We start from the raw sequence: 21,494 nt of genomic DNA, 5'->3' as shown, positions 1-21,494 counted from the left end.
TGACTGAAACAGAGGAGATAACAATGGTCTATGACTATATTATTATCGGTGCTGGTTCAGCCGGTAACGTTCTTGCTACCCGCCTGACAGAAGATCCTGATGTTACTGTGCTGCTCCTTGAAGCAGGTGGACCGGATTATCGGTTCGACTTTCGCACACAAATGCCAGCGGCATTAGCGTACCCATTACAAGGTCGACGTTATAATTGGGCTTATGAAACTGACCCTGAACCGCATATGAATAACCGCCGCATGGAGTGTGGACGTGGAAAGGGGCTTGGTGGCTCATCATTGATTAATGGGATGTGTTACATCCGAGGGAATGCTCTAGACTTTGACGGTTGGGCAGAGGCACCAGGGTTAGAAGACTGGCGTTACCTCGATTGTTTACCTTATTTTAGGAAAGCGGAAACGCGTGATATTGGCCCTAATGATTACCACGGTGGAGATGGTCCCGTTAGTGTGACCACACCGAAGAATGGCAATAATGTGTTATTCCATGCGATGGTGGAAGCTGGTGTACAAGCGGGCTATCCAAAAACAGATGATTTAAATGGGGTTCAACAGGAAGGTTTTGGTCCGATGGATCGCACAGTCACACCACAAGGGCGACGTGCTAGCACCGCAAGAGGGTATTTGGACCAAGCGAAAGGGCGAAGAAATATCACCATTGTGACACATGCGACAACAGATACCATTGAGTTTGAAGGGAAAAAAGCGGTTGGTGTGAAGTATTACCAAGGCCAGAGCACGGCACCTACGGTGGTGAAAGCCCGTAAAGAAGTATTATTGTGCGCGGGGGCGATTGCGTCACCGCAAATCTTGCAGCGCTCTGGCGTGGGGCCTGAAGATGTTTTAGCTGAATTTAATATTTCGCCTGTCCATGTCTTACCCGGTGTTGGGCAAAACCTGCAAGATCACCTTGAAATGTATTTGCAGTATGAATGCAAACAGCCTGTTTCATTATATCCTGCATTAAAATGGATTAATCAGCCCAAAATCGGTGCCGAATGGCTATTTAAAGGTACTGGAATTGGAGCAAGTAACCAATTTGAAGCCGGTGGATTTATTCGTACCAGTGAAAAATTTGCATGGCCAAATATTCAATTCCACTTTTTGCCTGTGGCGATTAACTACAATGGTAGTAATGCAGTCAATCAGCATGGTTTTCAAGCTCATGTGGGCTCAATGCGCTCGCCTAGTCGAGGTCGTGTTCGCTTAAAATCTTTAGACCCAAGGCAACATCCGAGCATTTTGTTTAATTACATGTCATCGGAACAGGATTGGGAAGAGTTCCGTGCTGCTATTCGTATTACCCGTGAAATTATGGCTCAGCCTGCACTTGACCCATATCGCGGAGAGGAAATAAGCCCTGGAAAACAGATTAGTACGGATGAAGAGCTAGACGCATTTGTCCGCGAGAGAGCAGAAACCGCTTTTCACCCATGCGGAACCTGTAAAATGGGTCATGATGATATGGCGGTAGTTGATGGTGCAGGGCGAGTTCACGGTATTGAAAATTTACGGGTTATCGATGCATCGATTATGCCGTTGATTATTACGGGGAATTTAAATGCAACGACCATCATGATCGCGGAGAAAATTGCCGATAAAATTCGAAACCGTCCTCCATTACCCACAAGTGATGCAGATTATTATGTTGCAGGTGATAGGCCAGTGAGAAAACAGCCATTACGAGATTAGTTTATTCACGCAATTTTTAAATACAAAGCGATTGATATTCATATCAGTCGCTTTTTTTATGTGATTAAAGAATAAAGGTAAGTCAATTAACACCAATAATATTAATGATAATGCAAATGATATTCATTATGATCTTGATCATTATTATCATTGGTGTATATTCCAAGGCTTAATAATATTCACAAGGGAAATGAGTACGTAACCATTCAATAAATAAGGTTTTTCGAACTAGTTACATCTATGGCATAGCACTTAAATTTACTTTAAATGCATAAATGGAAAAGTATAAAAAATGTATCCTCACATCTTTTATACGCTATTTCTTCACGTCTATCTAATCATCATTAATTAATGAAGGCATTACTTAAATGATATTTCAAAATAAAAACATAATTAGCTTAATTATTATATGTTCTTCAAGCACAGCATTAGCGAATCAAACCAATACCACAACTCAAAAAGATAAACTTCTCGTCACAGCCAGCAAAATAAAGTCAAATAGCAAGCAAATAGACGCCAATGATATTTCTACCGTAAGAGGAACGACCAATTCAGATATATTTGCCAATGAAACTTCATTGCAAGTTAATAATGCACGAAATGAAGCGGGTGCACTGGATATCGGTATTCGAGGCTTACAAGGTAATGGTCGAGTCCCCATTATCATTGATGGCAGTTTGCAATCAACCAACACTTGGCGTGGTTACCAAGGAAGTACAGATAGAACTTATGTGGATATGGATTTAATCGATACAATTGAGATCGAAAAAGGGGCTTCGATGAGTAAATTCTCAGGAGGAGCCATCGGAGGTACGGTTAAATTAAAAACATTATCAGCAAATAGTATTATTCCTCAAGGTGACCAATTTGGTTTCTTATTTAAGGGGAATATTTACAATAATAACCGACGCCCGACTATCGCTTCAGATGAAAAAGGCGAGTCTGGGTATCGTGTTTCAAACGGTGTTAAGAATTCACATTTTAATAATGGCTCTATCACGACTGGGGTTGCATATCGAAATGATAAATTTGACATTTTGTTGGCTCATAGTGATAGAAAACAAGGGAACTTCTTTGCCGGTAAAAATGGTTATCATAAATACGCAAATACAGATGCTCCTATTAAACCTGGGCAAGAAGTCGTTAATACCAGCTATGAAAGTCAGTCAACATTATTAAAAACTAATATTTATCTTAACCCATACTCAAGTATTGAATTAAATTACCGACATCATGAACAAAAAGCAGGCGAGGTTTTAGCGGCGTATTGGTACCAATTCGATGGGAAAATGCCGCAGTGGTCATTAGGTAGCGCAGATATTGATACTGCCTCTTTAAACTATTCTTATAAACCCGATTCATTATGGGTAGACATGAATTTAGGCCTTTGGTGGACAAAAGGTAAATTTAAACAACGTAATGGCACAACGGATGATGTTACCGCGCACTACGGTAATCAATATCAGCATCGCTATACCGATGAACGAATGGGCTTTAACTTAGAAAATACGTCTGAGTTTGCAGATTATCCTATCGATATCACTTATGGTGTGGAATATATGCAACAAAAATCAAAGCCATTGACTAAAACCTATCAACCGATTTGGACACCAGAAGGAACCATACCCGGTGAGGAGTTAGATCCTGTAACGCGTAATGCTAAAGGAACGAATAAATCAGCCTTTACCAATATGGCATACAAAGGGGAATGGGTGAGTACTTTAGTCGGGTGGCGTATTCACGCTTTTGATGTTGATGACCATGTTTTAGGTAAAAGTATTAGCTACGGTCCGAAAAATGATTTAATGGGCGAGCTACGTTTTCATGTGACTGACGAATTTGATATTTATACCAAATATTCTGATAGCTATAGAGAACCGAGTTTATTCGAGACCACAGCATCAGGGCAAACCTACTCTTATTCTCCTGATGTTCCATTAAAACCAGAACATGCTAAATCATTTGAAGTTGGAATGAATTTAGAAAAAGAAAATCTTATATTTGATGAAGATAAAACTAAAATACGTGTGGCTTATTTTAATAATGATATAAAAAGCTATCTCTCTCAAGGAGTGAACCCAACGGGCGTATATCACCCTTATATCGTGATGAAAAACTACGATAGTTTCAAGCTCTCAGGTTATGAAATCGAACTGAAATACGATTCTAATTATGCATTTGGTTCCTTCGATGCGACATTTTATAACAATTCTGAGTTATGTTCACGAGACGAAATGGAGTTAGGTCGCCTTCCAACGGCATGTAATTCAGTTGGGTTTGCTTGGGGGTTATCGCCTTCACGTATTCCACCGAAAAAGGTTGTGACCGGAGTTGTTGGGGTGAAAATGTTTGATCAAAAACTACAAACAGGTTTGCGAGTTCGTTATAACTCAGGCAAAGACTACCCTCATGAGTGGCTAGTGGGAACCGCTGCGGCCCCAGTAACTAAGCTATATTCAACCACTACATTCGATTTGTTAGGCAAATATCATGTTTCGAAAAATATTCATGTGAATTTTAACATTGATAACCTCACTAATCGCTATGCATTTGACCCAGGAACTGTGATTTATATGCCTATCCCAGGAAGAACGTTTAGACTTGGCGTCGAAGCAACATTTTAGTTAATTTCGTGATTATTACCTTAGGTTTATATTAGCCTAAGGTAATATAGAATTCATTATATGGCTTTAATAGATTAATTTTTATGATAATTTAAATAAAACAGTGTGTAATGTTGTTTATTAGTTGCGCTTTTTATGACTTTTTTCTTCGGGTTTAAGGAATATGCACTAGTCAATTTTAGACAAAAAAAACCTCCAAATATTTAAGGAGGGAAAATAAATATAAAGCGAGCCTATTTATATAACATTAATTTACGGTAAACCATAGCCGACCAGTTGAATTAATTTATACAAAAACGACATTAGCTCACAATTTATAGCGTTTTAGTTATTCAATTTAGATGAACATCTATTATTTAACAGAATTAATCAGCCATTGTAGATAATTATCTTCAATTTGGCTTGGGTCTAAGCGAATGAGTTCTGGGGTTTCATATGGGTGTATTTTTTTTATCTCATTAAATAAATTGAGTTGATTTCCTTGAGTCGTTTTGATCAATAGTAAGATCTCCTTATCTTGTGTGATATTACCATGCCATAGATAAACTGATGTTATTTCTGGGAGTAGAGAAATACATGCAGCTAAACGATTAGCTAACAAATGTTGAGTTATTTTAATTGCACTTTCATGGCTATTGGTCGTACATAACACAATACATGGGCGTTGAGCATTTGTGGTGTAAATGTTATCAGTAGACATTTTATTTCCTTATTAGTCATATTTAGATGGGCTTTGTTACTCATATTAGATTAGTGATAAAAAGAGTATGAGAACAAAGGATAATCACTATAAGTGTTTTTTAGCATTATCAGATTAGATAATAACTAATATAAATTAAGCAGAGAGTATGGGTTCAATAGTAAAGTGTGCGTTTTTTAATCAGTTGTTATCATTATTATAATTTTTTATATATTCAACACAATTTAGAATATTTCTTGATTTTATTTTATTAATTCGATTCAGCAATCATAAATTGATGACGCTCTATAAAAATAATTGAAATTTTAGTATATTAAGAAAAAAATTGATTAGACGAAAAATGCGAGTTTATGTGCTGTTAGCCTAGTAAAAAAGCAAATAATAAGCCCAGTTTTATTCTTACTCTTATTAATGTAAGAATAAGCTTGTTTTTGTGTGCAAGATATATCAGAAGATTAATTGCTGAAATAATATATTACGTATTGTTACAAATTAGTTTGAGTTTTTATCATAAAAGAATCTACGTACTGATAAATATCAAGGTTTTTGAGCTATATATTGTTAATCTAAAGATAAAATTAGAATATATAACTGAAATTACTCTGTATTTCCATCTTTAAACGTGTATGGATAACCTTATGAATAAACTGACACCTTTAAAACCTGTTCCAACTCTAATCGCAGTCGCAATAACATTAATTATTTGGTTTTTAATTCCTGTTCCTGAAGGTGTTAATCCAAATGCGTGGCACCTTTTGGCATTATTTGTCGGCACAATCGCTGCCATTATTGGTAAAGCTTTACCGATAGGGGGTGTTTCTATTGTCGCAATTTCATTAGTTGCAGCTACAGGAGTCACTAATCCTGAATCAACCAAAGGGGCAATTGCGGATGCCTTAAGTGGTTTTTCCAATGACCTAATCTGGTTAATTGGTATTTCTATTATGGTTTCCATGAGCTTGAATAAAACAGGTTTAGGGGCGAGGATAGGTTATTATGTCATTTCTTTATTTGGTAAAAAAACATTGGGTATTGCTTATTCATTGGCAATAGCAGAAACAATTTTGGCTCCTGTCACACCAAGTAATACTGCGCGAGGTGGGGGAATTATTCACCCAATTATGCGCTCGATTTCAGATAGTTTTGGGTCAAAGGCCGAAGATGGAACCGCAGGTAAAATAGGGCGCTACTTATCACTCGTTAACTACAATATTAACCCGATTACTTCCGCAATGTTTATTACGGCGACAGCCCCCAATCCATTAATTGTTAGCTTGATAATTAGCGAGACTAGCCAAGAAAATGAATTAACTTGGGGGATGTGGGCTATTGCCGCATTTGTTCCAGCCATCGTGTCATTAATATTAATGCCCTTGGTTATCTATTTTATGTATAAACCAGAAATTACCTCAACACCGGATGCACCAAATTTCGCCAAAGAACGTTTGCAGCAATTAGGTCCAGTTTCATTGCCTGAAAAAATAACGCTTGGTGTTTTTGGGTTATTACTTTTGATGTGGGCAGGTGTACCTGCAATGATTTTTGGGCCTGCATATAGTGTTAATGCTACCACTGCTGCCTTTATTGGGTTGAGTATTCTATTAGCGACAGGGGTCATTAATTGGGATGACGTGCTAAAAAACAAAGGGGCTTGGGATACGGTTGTCTGGTTCTCCGCTTTAGTGATGATGGCGAGTTTCTTAGGAAAACTCGGTCTCATTAAATGGATGTCATTAACAGTTGGTGCAACCATTGATGGAATGGGCATTAGCTGGGTATGGGGAATGTTAATTCTTGTTTTAATTTATGTGTATTCCCATTATTTCTTCGCGAGTACAACGGCGCATATTACGGCAATGTATGCGGCATTTTTCTCCGCGGGTTTAGCGCTTGGCGCTCCACCAATGTTATTGGCCTTAACGTTAGCATTCTCATCATCACTAATGATGTCATTAACACATTATGGTACAGGAACAGCCCCGATTATCTTTGGGTCAGGTTATGCCACTCTTGCTGAATGGTGGAAAACTGGTTTTGTCATGAGTGTGGTTAACTTAGCCATTTGGTTCTTCATTGGTAGCGTTTGGTGGAAATTCTTAGGTTATTGGTAATTAGCTGAATTAGTTATTAAAAACAACCAATAGAAATCGGGCTATCGGCTCGATTTCTTCTTTTTAATATCCCTTGCTACAAAGAAGTGGCTATTGTGACAACAAGGCCACTTATTATAGAAATCAACATCACTTTCCCCCAACTACAGACTGACGATGATTTTAATGCGTGTTGCCATAACAGACTTATTTCGTTGGCATGTGCATACTTTCTTTTATTGATCGCCGCCTTTACCTTTTTGATTGTATCGTTATCTATCGGTAATGTTTTTTGAATAACCATGCTATGACCTTCCATTAAGTTGAAGATGAAACTTCAATCGGTAAGATTGACACTGTTCGCCTGTCTTAATTATCTCAGGTCATACAAGAAGAAAAATTGATGAGCTTTTATGCAAACTTCCTCTTTTATCCTATTTGAAATGAGATTTAATCTATTTAATAAGGAAAAAGGTAGCTTAAGAGAAAAATCCTCTTTATTAAGAGGAAATGGCTCTTGATTTAAGGTTACATTTATTATTTTTGGGCGAGATATTTTTTATTTAGAGAAGTCGGAGATAAAGGCCATAAATGTGATTGGTTTACATGCAAAAGCCAGTATGATGTAGCTGCGAGTCAGTTAATTCATTCAGAGGAACACATGTATTCACAAAGGAAGGCAGAATTTTTCTTGGTGCTTACCACGATAATTGCAGCTTGGGGATGGGTATTTTCCCGAGAAGCTGTGCAGGGAATGCCAATATTTGCCTTTCTTGGTAGCCGTTTTTTACTCGCTGCTATCATTTTAGCCCCTTTTTGCCGAGGGAAAAAAAATAGAATAACGCTGAAGCAATTACCAAAAATATTAATGACAGGCGGTTGGATGTCATTAAATATGGCGCTCTGGATCCACGCGGTGGCAATAACAGACTCAATTGGCGAAGGGGCTTTTATTATGAGTCTCGCTATGTTATTTGTTCCGTTAGTTGCATGGGTCATTTTAAAAAATAAACCTGTCCGTTATTTCTGGGAAGCACTCCCTGTTGCGGTATTAGGGCTGGCATGCTTAACCCTATTTAAGGCTCAGCTTGAATTTAAAGCAAGTCAACTGTGGTTTCTTGGCGCGGCAATTGTCCAAGCTATCTATTTTTGTTATACCAGTTTATATACCCGAACAATTCCTCTTTTACCGTTAACGGCCATTCAACTTGCTTGTACAGGAATGACAGGGCTAGTCTTGTCATTCTTTTTAGAAGAATGGCCGAGCAGCATGACAACGCCTACCATGATGTGGTTTATTGCTAGTGTGGTGATAGCAACGAGTTTGCGCTTTGTGTTACAGCTTATTGGTCAAAAAAATACCACAGCAGGAAATGCGGCAATTATTATGATCCTTGAACCCGTGATGACCGTTTTTGTCGCGGCGATTTGGTACCATGAAAGAATGCCTTTTATCCAAATTGTGGGTTGTGTGCTAATTTTATCATCATTATTCTACTATCGATGGCGCTGTTCTAATTCATTGCCAAGGTAGAATATACATAATAAAAAATGGGTTAATACAGCTTTTTTACCAGAAAACAGCTATGATTGTTATGAATAGTCAGTGATAGGGATATTAATCTTAATAAGAGCGTCTTATTTTGCGTATTAAGATTAATGGTATTGAAAATATAAACGATATATCCAAAATAGCGTGAACTAGGAATAATAGCGGTTTATTATTATCACCTTAGTTAAAGCTGAATAGGAAATGGGCATAAAATGAAAAAATTAGCATTAATATTAGGTATGGCGGGAGCGATGGTTGTGTTGTCTGCATGTTCTGATGAAAAATCAGAAATTGCGGAGTACAAAGAGAATTTTGTGAATACCTGTGTTGTTGCATCAGGAAACCCGCAAGGTGAAACGGCAAATGCGGTCAGTGCAATTTGTGGTTGTGCCTACGATAAAACAATTGAAAAATATGGTTTAGCTGAGTTTAAACGTATGGATGCGGAATTAGAAAAATCAGGTACTGCAGAACCTGAATTCCAAAAAACCATGATTGAATTTGTTCAACAGTGTTCGACTAACGCGCGTTAATTGTTTATTACTCGCAGCTATTTATTATCAATCAACAATAGCTGCGAGTTTATTATTTTTATTTAAATAAATGTTTAAATTGATGTGGAGCACTGCGCAAGTATTGTGGCGCAACATCTATCTGTTCATTCAATTCGCTCGCTGCTCGCCAAGGCCAACGTGGCTCAAATAGGATCCCTCTGCCAATAGCCACCAAATCTGCTTGGTGGGTTGCAATAATGGCTTCAGCTTGTAAAGGTTCAGTGATAAGACCTACAGCAATGACAGGCATCATGGTATTTTCATGAATAGCTTGGGCTAAAGGGACTTGGTAATTTGGGCTCAATGGTATTTGTTGCTCTGGTGATAGCCCACCTGACGAAACGTGAATGTAGTCGCAACCCAAATCCTCTAGTAATTCAGTAAGCTCAATAGATTCAGGTGTATTCCAACCCGATTCAAGCCAGTCTGTTGCAGAGATCCGCACGCCAATTGCAATATTAGGGTTAATCGCTTTTCTCATTTCATGGAAAATATTGATAAGTAATCGAGTACGCCCCTTAAAGCATCCACCATATTCATCTTGTCGTAAGTTTGATACTGGTGATAAGAACTCATGCAGTAAATATCCATGAGCGGCATGGATCTCAATAACGTCAAAACCTGCTTTTTCAGCACGAATAGCTGCATCAGTAAACTGTTGTTTTAGCTGTAAAATTTCTTCAATGGTTAATGCATGTGGTACCGCATTATCACCAAAAGCGAGCGCAGATGGTGCAACAGTTTGCCAACCATTAGGTTGTGTGGGCTGGATACTTTTACCTCCCAACCAAGGTAAATCAGTTGATGCTTTCCTGCCTGCATGAGCGATTTGTACCCCTAAGCGTGCATCTGAAAACTGCCTGATATCGTTGAGCATTTGTTGCATTGCAGTCATTTGTTCATCATTCCATAAACCAAGATCTTTGTAGGTAATACGCCCTTCAGGAACAACAGCGCTAGCTTCTACAATAACTAAAGAGGCACCAGATAAAGCAAGGTTCATATAGTGGGCTTTATGCCATGCTGTTGGCATGCCATTTTCTGCGGAGTATTGGCACATAGGGGGAACAATAATTCGATTTTTCAGAGAAACTTGGCCTATTGATACAGGTGAAAAAAGGCGGCTCATTGAAACATTCCTTATTAGCAAACTTAAATTATTCTAATATTATACTCGGTTAGCCAAGTTTTTTTTGTGAGATGGTGTGGTTTTACGGGGAAATTTTATTTTTAGACGGATCGTTGATAGAAAATCAAGTAAAATTTTGCATATTTGATCAAAACCATAAAAAGTATATTTCCCTAGCAACATAATGAAAAAAGAGGGAAAAAATATAAAAAAATGAGATAAAAAATAAAATATAATAATAACTATTATTTTTTGATTGTTATAATTCTGTAACTTATAAATAAAATTAATTACCACCAACTTAGAGTGGCGTTAATTTATGCTTATGGTTTTAATGGTTCTAATAGAGAATAAAGCTATTTTTTTATTTTAAATGATAATTTAAATAAGAATTAATGCATTGTTTGTGAAGCAAAAATATAAAATATTCCTTGCGGTTATATTCAATGGTTTATATAAGAAACAAGCTTGTTAAGCTAATGCGAGCCAAGCTAAATTTTGTGTTCACCTGAAAAATATAATTCTAAGAAGGAAGTAGATGTGCTGACAATTATTGGTATTTTAATCATTTTATCGATAGTAACATTATTGATGATGGGGAAAGTTAGCCCAATTATCGCAATGTCTTGTATCCCCTTTATTGGTGCTTTATTTGCTGGTTACTCTGTTGCTGAAATTTCAGTATTCTTTGAAAGTGGTATTAATAAAGTGTCAAAAGTCGCTGCGATGTTTTTATTTGCGATTTTATTTTTTAGCTTAATGAAAGACCTGCACATTTTTGATCCGTTGATTCGTTTTATGGTTAAAATGACGCGTGGAAATATTATTATTGTTTGTATTATGACAACGTTAATTGCGGGGGTTGTCCATTTAGATGGGTCAGGCGCTGCGACATTCTTAATTATTATTCCTGCCTTATTACCTTTATACCGCCAACTAGGGATGAGCCCTTATTTAATGTTATTGCTGATGTGCGCCAGTATGGGGGTCATGAATATGGTACCTTGGGGTGGCCCATTAGGTCGAGCTTCGGCAGTCACTGGAATTGACGCCTCGACTCTATGGCAACATTTGATCCCTGTACAATTAATTGGCATGGCTGGCGCAGTGGTATTTGCTATTCTGATGGGATTACGTGAGAAAAGACGTATTGCAGCGGCAAGTTTGAAAGGCACTACGCCATATGAAATGGATTCTTTACTACCTGTTAGTGATGACACTGCAGATATAAGCGATACAGTTCAGAAACCCAAAAAACCACTTATCAATGGTGGGTTAATCATCGCATCTGTTATCTGTTTAGCATTCGGATTATTATCAGCGCCTTATGTTTTTATGATCGCACTTTCCATTGCTTTAATGGTTAACTTCCCTAACCCTAGGGACCAAATGAAAATTTTGGCAGCCCATGCACCGCAAGCGTTGGGAATGGTGGCCATAATATTAGCAGCGGGAGCATTCTTAGGTATTTTATCTGAAGGTGGGATGCTTGAGTCAATTGCAACAGACTTAACGGCTATTTTACCAACAGAATGGGTTTCTAAAGTCCATATTTTTGTCGGTATTTTAGGTGTACCGATGGATATTTTTACGAGTACAGATGCTTACTATTTTGCTTTATTACCAATAATTCAACAAATTGCAGCCACAGTTGGTGTTGACCCATCTTCCGTTGTTTACGCCATGGCGATAGGTAACAACGCGGGAACCTTCGTGAGCCCATTTTCACCAGCAGCTTGGTTAGCAATGGGTTTGGCTGGAATTGATATGGGCCGTCACTTACGCTATTCATTTGGTTGGATTTGGTTGTTTAGTTTCTTTTTGTTAGCAGTTGGGGCGCTACTCGGCTTGTATTAATTTGCTCGTTGGCTTCAAAAGTAAACCCTAGTCACATACTTGTGTATGCTCCTAGGGATTTACTTTTTTGCGGCCTAGCTGTGACATGAAATCCTTAGAGCAAATTATCTCTTCTTAAATCCTTATATCAAACCATCTCCATCTTGCTTGCCACCGCGTTTTTGGCTTCAAAAGTAAATTCTAGTGATAGGTAACTAGGGTTTGATTATTTTTTAGCTATTCAACTATCACGTATTAACTATCAGATAGTTACTATGTCGTAATACGAATGGCTATGACATGATTTATTGGTTAATTATATCAATAAGGTTTGTTATGCGTAGGCCACTTTCTTCCTATCATCCTATTCTCTATTGGCTGCGCGTGACTCAAAAGCGCTTAGTTCGAAGATTGCATTGGGTATGTTCTGCCAAGCATTATGCGAAGTCAAAATCCAGTGAACGCCTTGAGTATCGCTACAACAAGCATACATCTAAGCTGATCCGTAAATTAGGTGAATCAGACCTACGTTTGCAATACAACAAAGTAACGAACTTGCGTATTGCTGCCGAAGCGATGAATGGGGTTATTATTTACCCAGGAGAATATTTTTCATTTTGTCGTCTCGTAGGAAAACCGACTTCGCGCAGAGGTTTTCTTGAAGGTATGGAACTTTCATTTGGTGAAGCTCGTTCAGGGATTGGCGGGGGAATTTGCCAACTAAGTAATTTAATTCATTGGATGGTATTGCATTCTCCATTGCAAGTGGTTGAGCGCGCTAATCATAGTTTTGACCCATTTCCAGATGAAGGTCGTGTATTGCCTTTTGGTTCAGGGGCGGCAATCTTTTATAATTATATCGATTTGGTTTTCTATAATCCGACACAAAGTGCTTTTCAATTGGTATTTAATATCGCTGAGCATCAACTCGAAGGGGAATTATTGAGTTGTACCTCACGTGAACATAAATACCATATTTATGAGAAAAACCATAAATTTACCCGAGAAAATGGAGTTATATACCGGCATAACGAAATTTGGCAAAAAGTGACAACTAAAGGACAAGAACCTAGTACTTTGCAGGATAATTGTTTGTATCGTAATAAGGTGATAGTGAAATATTCCTTAGATGAAAGCCAGATAGTGGTTGAATAATATCGCTAGCAATGAGATTAGGAATAAATTGATAGCCTTTTTCTTGACAATTAGACTAAAATTCAACTGTTTTCCTTCAATTTCGCTAATTTTGACCCTTAGCTAAGTAAAAATGAGGCCGTTACTCGGAATAGATATGTAATACCTACACTTGATTTCTCAACAATTAAAGACGCAAATCTAGCAAAAAGATTTGTGGTTATTTCTATTTCTTTAGAGAAAGCATGATGAATATGCAATCAAGAAAGTATGGTAGAACGTATCACTATCCGTTCTCCCCTGGTACGACTAGTGATGATCGCATTAATCGCGATTGGTGGTCGCACATCCAAAATATAGACAAACTGGTTCACACAGAAAAACTGGACGGTGAAAATAATTGCTTAAACCGTTATGGGGTTTTTGCGCGCTCTCATGGGGCTCCAACTCAATCGGCATGGAGCCAGCAAATTCGCCAACGTTGGCAGTTGATTAAAGACGATTTAGGGGATATTGAACTATTCGGTGAAAACCTTTACGCAATACATTCCATTGAATATCAACATATTGAAGATTATTTCTATGTGTTTGCTGTTAGGCAAGGGGAGTATTGGCTTAGTTGGGAAGAGGTGCAATTTTATGCGGCTTTATTTGATTTTCCAACTGTCCCCCAATTAGATTTATCACTCAGTAAACATATGGACAAGCAAGAATATGCAAGTTTATTAATTACTGCTGCATCTTTAGATAGCCAATTTATTGCGCGTGATACTCACACAGGGAAAGCCTGTAGCATGGAAGGGATTGTGAGCCGTGATAGCCAAGGGTTTCATGTGGATGATTTTATGGCACATGTTTTTAAATATGTGCGTAAAAACCATGTCAAAACGGATATCCACTGGAAGCGGCATTGGCAGCGAGCCAAGCTGGCCTTTGAATTACAAGGAGAACAACCATGAGTTGGCAATTAACCCAATATCGTGATTGGGCACAGCTTGAAAGAGAGTTCGATTTTGTGCGTGATATGCAATATGTGCAGCAAGACCGTTTGCACCATGCGGAAGGCAATGTGGCTATTCACACTCAAATGGTGTTAGCGGCTTTGGAGGGGTTACCTGAATATCAACAGCTTCCAGAACTTAAACAACAAATCGTTTGGGCGGCAGCGTTGCTACATGACGTCGAAAAACGCAGTACAACAAAAGAAGATGAAGAAGGGCGAATTCATTCGCCTGGACATGCCAAAAAAGGCGAGTTATCGGTACGCAATATATTATTTCGACAAATAGAAACTCCTTTTGCTATTCGTGAACAAATTGCAGCTTTAGTTCGATTTCATGGTTTACCGCTTTGGTTAATGGAAAAGCCAGATCCTGAACGCACGTTATTTGCCGCCTCGTTGCGCGTTGAAATGTCTTTATTGTGTATGCTAGCGAAAGCCGATGCGATAGGGCGTACGTGTGAAGATAAAGCGGAATTGTTGGTCAGAATCGAACTATTTGAGTTGTTCTGTCGTGAGCAGGGTTGTTGGGATCAACCTAAATCATTTGCTTCGCAAGCTGGGCGTTTCCATTATTTTCATCACCAAAAGGGTACTACAGATTATCAACCTTTTGAAGAAACTGGGAGCGAAGTCGTTATGCTATGTGGTTTGCCGGGGATGGGAAAAGACCATTTTATCAAACAGTTTTACCCACGAACTCCGGTGGTATGTTTAGATGATGTTCGCCGAGAACATAAAATTAACCCAGCAGATAAAAATGCCCAAGGCTGGGTGGCGCAGCAAGTGAAAGAACAGGCTAAGGTTTTTTTGCGAACGAAAACGGATTTTATATGGAATGCGACCTCATTAAGTGCTTCGCTACGTGCCAGTATGATCAGTTTATTTGAACGCTACCAAGCCAAAGTTCATTTAGTTTATTTGGAAGTGTCATTTAAACAGTGGCGACAACAAAATCAACAGCGTAAATATGCGGTTCCAGAGCTGGTTATGGAAAAAATGGCAGGGAAGTTAGAATTACCAACGCCAGATGAAGCCCATCAGGTTTCCTATTATATTGACGGTAATTTTGAACCGTTACTTGCAGAAAAGTAAAATTAATCGCCTGCCTCTTAGCTAGAGGCAGGACGTGATATTAGTTTTAAGGAACGTACACATCGCCCTCGAAGAGTTTTCTCGCTGTACGAATAATTGATGCCTGAATCCCTTCCGGTGAATTGCCTTGCTGGTTTAACGATACGTCAAATTTTCCACTTAAATGTTCAATGGAAATATTATTCATATCAACAGAGTGAATATATTGCTGAGTAATACTATTAGGAACAATAGTACTTGTCGCAATGGCGATAGCACCAGTCACGGCAAGTGCGCCATGGCATTTATGTGGCATAAAATAACGGACATTAATTGTTCCACCGTGAATGGCTGGTGAAATCAATATAGGTTTAGGAATAACTTTTTTGCTAACATCACCAAGTCCCATCACTGCGCCTGCTTGTATACGAATAGCTTCGAGCTTTTGCATAAATTCGGCATCGGCTTCAAGCTGTTCCGCGGTTTCATAACCAGTTTTGTTAAGCTGAGGGGCATCAATTAACACCACAGGCATCGCCATATCAATACAACTAACATCAATACCTTCAATGGTGTCAATTGCATGGCCAGTCGGGAGCAATTTTCCTGTTTTAGTTCCACAAGCATTTAAAAATGTCAGTGCAACAGGCGCGGCATGACCGGGTACACTCGCAATTTCGGTGTCACCATCATAATCGACATGGCCATCAGGCGTTTGTACAGTAGAGTTGACGAAGGTGTTTGTATTGACATTACGGATCCTCACAGTCGTTGTTTCTCCTGTGATGGGCACCAAGCCTTTTTCAATAGCAAAAGAACCTACGGCACAAAGAATATTGCCACAATTTGGTGCCGTATCAACAATGCGCTCAGTAATAGAAACCTGAGCAAATAAATAATCAATATCAGCATCACTGTGAGTTGAAGGGCTAATAATAGCGACTTTACTGGTTTGTGGGCTGCCACCACCAATGCCATCAATTTGCAAAGCATGACCAGACCCCATAATCGCTAGGATCAGCTCATCCCGTTGTTTTATGTCTTTAGGAAGGGAGTCTGCTAAAAGGAATACGCCTTTCGAGGTGCCGCCACGCATTAAGGTACAAGGAATTTTTTTCATCTGTTTACCCGTTATATTTCACGCTATGCCTGTGTTTGCTACGCTCAGTCACCCAAGTCACATACTTTTGTATGCTCCATGGGATGCCTTCACTTGCCGCCTTGCCACAACGTGAACTATTTAGGGTAAACCCGTTCAGCTTCCCGCAGTGGCGGTGTTGGCTACGCTCAGTTACCCAAGTCACATACTTTTGTATGCTCCATGGGATGCCTTTGTTTTGCCGCCTTGTTACAACCCGAACTATTTAGAGGATTAGCGTGAATTACCGTTATATTTGGGTTTAGGGCACAATTTGCATTGCGCCCCATGGAATAATTTAATGAGAGATTAGAATAGAGCGCATTAAATCAGCCCCATGCTAATCAAGATCTCCCACCAACCTAAACCGATAGTCATGTGAACGAATAAGCTAATGAAGGCCACTAACCCGCCAATGATCCACCAAGAACGGATATCGTTATAACCCGCACCGAATACGATAGGTGCTGCGGCGCCGCCATAGTGAGTTACGCTTCCGCCGTAAGCATTCGAGAACAGCAAACCTAGAGCGAGTAACATCGGAGGAGCCCCTGCAACCATACCGACAGTGGCAAATACCGGAACCATGGCTGCAACATACGCACCACCAGAGGCAAATAAGTAGCGAATGGCAACACTGATGAACATGATGACAAAGAAAGCTAGCATCGCTTGGTCACCGAAGGAGAGATATTGACTCATGGTATCGGCGAGCCACTTGAAGAAGCCTGCTTTTGTGAGAACACCAGACATACTGATGATACCACCGTACCAAATCAGGGTATTCCAGCCGCCTTTATTCTTCAGTACGTCATCCCAAGTTACAACACCTAGGATCAGGGTTAATGCCATGACCGCAATCGCGACGCTAGAAGCGCTGACACCGATAAGGTCAGAGAAAATCCAGCCACACAGCGCGATAATGAAGACAATTCCCAGCAATTTTTCACGCATAGTCATTGGGCCTAAGTCTTCCAGGCCTTTGGCCGCGATCTCTTTGTTATTCACCTTTTTCAACTCAGGTGGATACAGTTTGTAGATCATTAACGGTGTCAAAATCAGCATGATTAAACCCGGTACAGAGGCTGCAAGTGCCCATCCACCCCAACTTAAATGGATTCCCATAATGTCACTCATCATGGCAAGAGCGAGTGCATTTGGCGCCATTGCGGTCAAGAACATATAGCTGGTGGTTTTAGTCACCATATAAACGTTGACGAGGAGATAGTGGCCTGCTTTACGTGGACTTTTTTCTGGATCAGACCCTAAAGCAACGGCGACACTATTGATGATTGGGAAAACAATCCCTCCTGCACGTGCGGTATTAGATGGTGTTGCAGGCGCGATAATTAAATCAAGGATTGCGGTTACATAACCGAGTCCTAACGTTGTACCACCTAACTTACCAATCAAGATATAAGAAAGACGTTTACCTAAACCAGTAATAACAAAGGCAGCGCTCAGAGTAAATGCAGCAAATACAAGCCATGTCGTACCGGATGCATATCCACTTAAAACTTCACTTGCTTTGACATCTTTAGTACCTGTTACTCCAATAATTACTGCACTTGCAGCAATAGTGGCTAATAAAATAACAGGCTCTGAATATGGTTTAAGTACCAAACCAACAATAGCGGCAAGATAAAGACCGAATAACAACCACGCAATATGTGGTAGCCCCGCTGGTGTAGGTATTAAAGCAATAATAATTGGAATGGCTATTAACACGAATAGCTTCCATATTTTTTCTTTTTGCATAAGCCAATTTCCTTGATTAAATCAATATTAAATTTATTTAATATTAAATTGAATGAACTTTAATATTAGGAATTTGTTAAAATGATAATTTTTAATATGGCTGTATCTTGAATGAAATATAATGATTTTAATTTTCATTAATAATTCACTCTAAGGTGTATAATTTAGTTAAATAATTAATTGGTTTTTATTTGGTTAAATTGTTTTATTTTTAAATTATTCCTGTTTTATTAATGTTAAAAAATTACGTAATGTTAAATAAAGGATTGGTTGGGTAATCGAGCAAAAAACCAAGTTAGAATTAGTAAATCCGCACTTCCCCCAGGACTCACATTTAGCTGAATACATTCACTATCGAAATGTTTAACCTTAACTAAGTCATCATGAGTATTTATACCAGCAGTTAATAGCTGTTTTGCACGTTGCTTGATCCACGTTAAACTCTTGATACCACCACGATTGACAATATTCGTATCATCATTCAGGCTCATGAGTAAAATTAAAGTATCAAGTAGAGCGATATCGGCGAGTTTGCCTTTAGCAAGTTGCTGCAAATAATAAGGAAGTGAATGTTTGATTACTAACGAATAACCGCCCTCAGCTTCACCTCTTGCACCTGTTAACCCATGTCTCTGATATAAGCGATGGCCAGCAGTAGGGTTTTCGGTTTTTTGTTTAAGTTCATTGGTAATTCCCATACACATACTAGCAACCAATAAGCTGATATTTTCAGGTGAGACACATTGTTGTTGTGCAATCAAACGGCCTATTGCGGTTAAGACTAAACCCAAGGAAAAAATACTGCCTTTATGGGTATTAACCCCTTTTGTTGCACGAAACATCGACCTTTCACAATCCATTCCGATAGGACGAATGTGGGGTAATAGTTGCTCTACAGGACAATTTTTGTGTTGAGCACCGGCCTGCAAAAATCGTGGAAAATGTGTCGCGATGGCATTGGCACTTAAATGAAAATCTGTCAGTGCCATATCTTTATGGGCACCGGTATTATGTTTATCCACTAACCCAGGTTTAGGGGTTAAGTTTACTTCAGCTAACATCGCTTGCCATGCTAATTGGCTGTAATAGTGGGTTAATTTATCATTTATATGGCTGAGTTGTTTAATGGGTTGCATGCGCTAACTCCTCGATACGATTAAGTATCTCAACCAATGAATGTGTCCGCTGACGAGCACAAATTTTCGCTTCATTTTCACAAATTAGGCATTGTCTTGGTGGCAGATTTAATTGACTACGTGAATATTGCTGCCCCTTGGCATCAAACACATCAAAATCCCATAACCGACCAACAGCAGACGATTCTTCCATGCGAATTAACGCTTTTTTAATCTCGATAGCATCTCCGTCAACGGCAACCAAGCATTCCGGCCCCGTTTTTAATGCCCAAGATTGTTGTGATAAAAACACCCACTGCCCGCATGAAGCAATTTGTTTAAGCGCATTTAGGCCCTGATTAAACACATGTCTAACAAGAGAGTTGTCTTTGACAGCTCCAGGAAAAACGACAGTAAATGAAATCAAGGTTACCTGATGGAGACCAATCCACGCTTGTTGGCGAGCCTGACGGGCATCTCGGCTATCCAACAGTTCAGGTAAAGAAATATCAAATTGCTCTTGAGTATCAGGCAGTGGGTAAAACATATTTACTCCTTCACTTGATGAACAACATCAATGACTGAGCCATCACGATAACGAACAACCGCAACAGCTTTATCTGTAAATTCAATTGGGTTAGGAGTACCAGTTAATAATTGTGCTCGTTCTCGTAACCAGTTCATTGAAACGGTTTTAATACCTTGGCTTTCAAGTTGCTGTTTTAATTCAGGACGAGCAGGGTTAACTGTAATTCCATGGTCAGTGACAAGAATATCGACACTGGAACCAGGTGTAACACACGTGAGCACTTCATCCACTAATGTTGGAATACGGCCACGTACCAGTGGTGCAACAATGATAGATAATTTTGATGCAACAGCTGTGTCACTATGGCCACCAGATGCACCACGAATAATGCCATCAGAACCCGTTAACACATTGACATTAAAGCGAGTATCGATTTCTAACGCGCTGAGCACAACCACATCAAGCATATCAACGGAAGCACCTTTTGAATCAAAGCACGCATATTGGTTAGCACTGATTTCAATATGATTCGGATTGCGAGCGAGTGATTCAGCTGCCGCTTTATCAAAACTTTGGACATCCAATAATTTACGAATTAACCCTTTTTCATGCAGATCAACGATAGTTGAGGTAATACCGCCAAGTGCGAAGCCTGCTTGAATATTATGGCGTCTCATTTTGTCTTCAAGGAAGCGAGTGACGGCAAGAGAAGCCCCGCCCGTACCCGTTTGTAATGAAAAACCATCTTTGAAGTAACCTGATTTTTCAATAACATCAGCTGCAGTACGAGCAATCAGCAGCTCACGAGGGTTCGACGTCATACGTGTCGCATCAGCCCCAATTTTATCGGCATCACCCACCCGTTTAACTTTGACGATGTAATCGACTTCATCTTGCTTAATACTGGATGGGTTATGGGGGTAATCTAATATCTCTTCAGTGAGCATCACCACTTTTTTCGCGGTTTCAGCATCAATTTTGGCGTAACCTAAAGAACCACAACTTGCGCTTCCGGTGTAGCCATTGGCATTACCGTACTCATCGCAAGAAGGAACCCCGATGAACGCCACATCAATAACTAGTTCACCGCTATGAATTAAATTAGCTCTTCCACCATGCGAATGAATTTGTACAGGTTCTTCTAATTCACCACGTGAAATGGCTTCAGCGAGTGGGCCTCGGATACCAGAGGTATAAATTTTACGGATAACACCATGACGAATATGTTCAACAAGTGGTGAATGGCAAGCACTTAATGAACTAGATGCAAGAGTTAAGTTGCGAAAACCCATTTCAGCAATGACTTGCATCACCATATTGACCGTAAGATCTCCACCACGGAAGGCGTGATGGAAAGAAATAGTCATACCATCTTTAAGACCAGAACGACGGATCGCGACTTGTAAGTCATCACATAATTTGCGATTTCTCGGCTTTTGTACCTGTTGTTGTACTTTGCCGATATCTTTAAATTCACGTAGTACATCGTCAGTATTTGGTTGTAAGTAGGCTGATACGCGAGCCTGGCGCTGAGTATTATTTGTCATTTTATTGCCCC

The 21,494-nt window shown here is 39.3% G+C and carries 16 protein-coding genes; 9 read left to right on the top strand and 7 right to left on the bottom strand.

The features are described 5' to 3' along the window. Nucleotides 1-23 precede the first annotated feature (23 nt). Both betA and P3L37_RS11845 read left to right on the top strand, forming a co-directional pair. Nucleotides 24-1,703 (top strand): choline dehydrogenase, encoded by a 1,680-nt coding sequence (betA, locus tag P3L37_RS11850; RefSeq protein WP_123382056.1) that lies wholly within the window; start codon nt 24-26, stop codon nt 1,701-1,703. 368 nt (nt 1,704-2,071) lie between these two features. Beyond that, nucleotides 2,072-4,327 (top strand): TonB-dependent receptor domain-containing protein, encoded by a 2,256-nt coding sequence (locus P3L37_RS11845; protein ID WP_109911187.1) that lies wholly within the window; start codon nt 2,072-2,074, stop codon nt 4,325-4,327. Between the two features lie 352 nt (nt 4,328-4,679). Here P3L37_RS11845 and cutA read toward each other — a convergent pair whose 3' ends face one another. Then, complete coding sequence (cutA, locus tag P3L37_RS11840; RefSeq protein ID WP_004910033.1) at nt 4,680-5,027, bottom strand: divalent-cation tolerance protein CutA; 348 nt, start codon at nt 5,025-5,027, stop codon at nt 4,680-4,682. Between the two features lie 638 nt (nt 5,028-5,665). On the opposite strand from cutA, the gene P3L37_RS11835 reads away from it, so the two are divergent. The 3 genes from P3L37_RS11835 to P3L37_RS11825 all read left to right on the top strand — a co-directional run bounded on the left by P3L37_RS11835 (nt 5,666) and on the right by P3L37_RS11825 (nt 9,202). Then, the gene (locus P3L37_RS11835) at nt 5,666-7,138 is read left to right on the top strand and encodes an anion permease (protein ID WP_004910038.1); all 1,473 of its coding nucleotides are present in this window, start codon (nt 5,666-5,668) and stop codon (nt 7,136-7,138) included. Nucleotides 7,139-7,778: 640 nt separating this feature from the next. Next, nucleotides 7,779-8,651 carry a DMT family transporter gene (locus P3L37_RS11830; protein WP_109911189.1) on the top strand — a complete coding sequence of 291 codons (873 nt, stop codon included), beginning with the start codon at nt 7,779-7,781 and terminating at the stop codon, nt 8,649-8,651. Between the two features lie 230 nt (nt 8,652-8,881). Continuing rightward, nucleotides 8,882-9,202, top strand: a complete 321-nt coding sequence (locus tag P3L37_RS11825; protein WP_004910043.1) for a hypothetical protein — start codon at nt 8,882-8,884, stop codon at nt 9,200-9,202. Nucleotides 9,203-9,260: 58 nt separating this feature from the next. On the opposite strand, the gene P3L37_RS11820 is transcribed toward P3L37_RS11825, so the two are convergent. Further along, the gene (locus P3L37_RS11820; protein WP_109911190.1) at nt 9,261-10,352 is read right to left on the bottom strand and encodes an NADH:flavin oxidoreductase/NADH oxidase; all 1,092 of its coding nucleotides are present in this window, start codon (nt 10,350-10,352) and stop codon (nt 9,261-9,263) included. 540 nt (nt 10,353-10,892) lie between these two features. Between P3L37_RS11820 and P3L37_RS11815 the strand changes: the two genes are divergently transcribed. The 4 genes from P3L37_RS11815 to P3L37_RS11800 all read left to right on the top strand — a co-directional run bounded on the left by P3L37_RS11815 (nt 10,893) and on the right by P3L37_RS11800 (nt 15,417). Beyond that, the gene (locus P3L37_RS11815) at nt 10,893-12,209 is read left to right on the top strand and encodes a CitMHS family transporter (RefSeq protein ID WP_109911191.1); all 1,317 of its coding nucleotides are present in this window, start codon (nt 10,893-10,895) and stop codon (nt 12,207-12,209) included. A 315-nt stretch (nt 12,210-12,524) separates the two neighbouring features. After that, complete coding sequence (locus P3L37_RS11810; RefSeq protein WP_110731862.1) at nt 12,525-13,343, top strand: VanW family protein; 819 nt, start codon at nt 12,525-12,527, stop codon at nt 13,341-13,343. Between the two features lie 227 nt (nt 13,344-13,570). Beyond that, nucleotides 13,571-14,281, top strand: a complete 711-nt coding sequence (locus tag P3L37_RS11805) for an RNA ligase family protein (protein WP_110732277.1) — start codon at nt 13,571-13,573, stop codon at nt 14,279-14,281. After that, on the top strand, nt 14,278-15,417 hold the full coding sequence (locus P3L37_RS11800) for an AAA family ATPase (protein WP_272578717.1): 1,140 nt from the start codon (nt 14,278-14,280) through the stop codon (nt 15,415-15,417). Before P3L37_RS11805 ends, P3L37_RS11800 begins: the two co-directional genes overlap by 4 nt. Nucleotides 15,418-15,463: 46 nt before the next feature. Here the strand turns inward: P3L37_RS11800 and P3L37_RS11795 are convergent, their stop codons facing one another. From P3L37_RS11795 to citF, 5 genes are all read right to left on the bottom strand, one after another. Continuing rightward, entirely contained in the window at nt 15,464-16,516 is a 1,053-nt protein-coding gene (locus P3L37_RS11795) for a 4-oxalomesaconate tautomerase (protein ID WP_109911195.1), read from the bottom strand. A 342-nt stretch (nt 16,517-16,858) separates the two neighbouring features. Next, nucleotides 16,859-18,292 carry an anion permease gene (locus tag P3L37_RS11790; RefSeq protein ID WP_109911196.1) on the bottom strand — a complete coding sequence of 478 codons (1,434 nt, stop codon included), beginning with the start codon at nt 18,290-18,292 and terminating at the stop codon, nt 16,859-16,861. Nucleotides 18,293-18,546: 254 nt separating this feature from the next. After that, nucleotides 18,547-19,428, bottom strand: coding sequence for a triphosphoribosyl-dephospho-CoA synthase CitG (citG, locus tag P3L37_RS11785; protein ID WP_109911197.1), 882 nt, complete (start codon nt 19,426-19,428; stop codon nt 18,547-18,549). After that, nucleotides 19,415-19,954 carry a citrate lyase holo-[acyl-carrier protein] synthase gene (gene citX / locus P3L37_RS11780; RefSeq protein WP_004910064.1) on the bottom strand — a complete coding sequence of 180 codons (540 nt, stop codon included), beginning with the start codon at nt 19,952-19,954 and terminating at the stop codon, nt 19,415-19,417. Before citX ends, citG begins: the two co-directional genes overlap by 14 nt. Before the next feature lie 2 nt (nt 19,955-19,956). Next, nucleotides 19,957-21,483: a citrate lyase subunit alpha gene (citF, locus tag P3L37_RS11775; RefSeq protein ID WP_004910067.1), complete on the bottom strand. Its 1,527-nt coding sequence runs from the start codon at nt 21,481-21,483 to the stop codon at nt 19,957-19,959. Nucleotides 21,484-21,494: the final 11 nt, after the last annotated feature.

Origin of the sequence: Providencia sp. PROV114 (assembly GCF_032704305.1) — a bacterium.
In the GTDB taxonomy this organism is placed as follows: domain Bacteria; phylum Pseudomonadota; class Gammaproteobacteria; order Enterobacterales; family Enterobacteriaceae; genus Providencia; species Providencia rettgeri.
Note: the sequence above shows the minus strand (reverse complement) of the source record. Positions and strands in the feature narration are given on the sequence as shown.

What these genes read in the sequence shown, in the direction of transcription:
- P3L37_RS11790 (WP_109911196.1), bottom strand. Translation starts at nt 18,292, where the DNA reads ATGCAAAAAGAAAAAATATGGAAGCTATTCGTGTTAATAGCCATTCCA.
- betA (WP_123382056.1), top strand. Translation starts at nt 24, where the DNA reads ATGGTCTATGACTATATTATTATCGGTGCTGGTTCAGCCGGTAACGTT.
- citX (WP_004910064.1), bottom strand. Translation starts at nt 19,954, where the DNA reads ATGTTTTACCCACTGCCTGATACTCAAGAGCAATTTGATATTTCTTTA.
- P3L37_RS11820 (WP_109911190.1), bottom strand. Translation starts at nt 10,352, where the DNA reads ATGAGCCGCCTTTTTTCACCTGTATCAATAGGCCAAGTTTCTCTGAAA.
- P3L37_RS11800 (WP_272578717.1), top strand. Translation starts at nt 14,278, where the DNA reads ATGAGTTGGCAATTAACCCAATATCGTGATTGGGCACAGCTTGAAAGA.
- citG (WP_109911197.1), bottom strand. Translation starts at nt 19,428, where the DNA reads ATGCAACCCATTAAACAACTCAGCCATATAAATGATAAATTAACCCAC.
- cutA (WP_004910033.1), bottom strand. Translation starts at nt 5,027, where the DNA reads ATGTCTACTGATAACATTTACACCACAAATGCTCAACGCCCATGTATT.
- P3L37_RS11845 (WP_109911187.1), top strand. Translation starts at nt 2,072, where the DNA reads ATGATATTTCAAAATAAAAACATAATTAGCTTAATTATTATATGTTCT.
- P3L37_RS11805 (WP_110732277.1), top strand. Translation starts at nt 13,571, where the DNA reads ATGAATATGCAATCAAGAAAGTATGGTAGAACGTATCACTATCCGTTC.
- P3L37_RS11810 (WP_110731862.1), top strand. Translation starts at nt 12,525, where the DNA reads ATGCGTAGGCCACTTTCTTCCTATCATCCTATTCTCTATTGGCTGCGC.
- P3L37_RS11795 (WP_109911195.1), bottom strand. Translation starts at nt 16,516, where the DNA reads ATGAAAAAAATTCCTTGTACCTTAATGCGTGGCGGCACCTCGAAAGGC.
- citF (WP_004910067.1), bottom strand. Translation starts at nt 21,483, where the DNA reads ATGACAAATAATACTCAGCGCCAGGCTCGCGTATCAGCCTACTTACAA.
- P3L37_RS11825 (WP_004910043.1), top strand. Translation starts at nt 8,882, where the DNA reads ATGAAAAAATTAGCATTAATATTAGGTATGGCGGGAGCGATGGTTGTG.
- P3L37_RS11830 (WP_109911189.1), top strand. Translation starts at nt 7,779, where the DNA reads ATGTATTCACAAAGGAAGGCAGAATTTTTCTTGGTGCTTACCACGATA.
- P3L37_RS11835 (WP_004910038.1), top strand. Translation starts at nt 5,666, where the DNA reads ATGAATAAACTGACACCTTTAAAACCTGTTCCAACTCTAATCGCAGTC.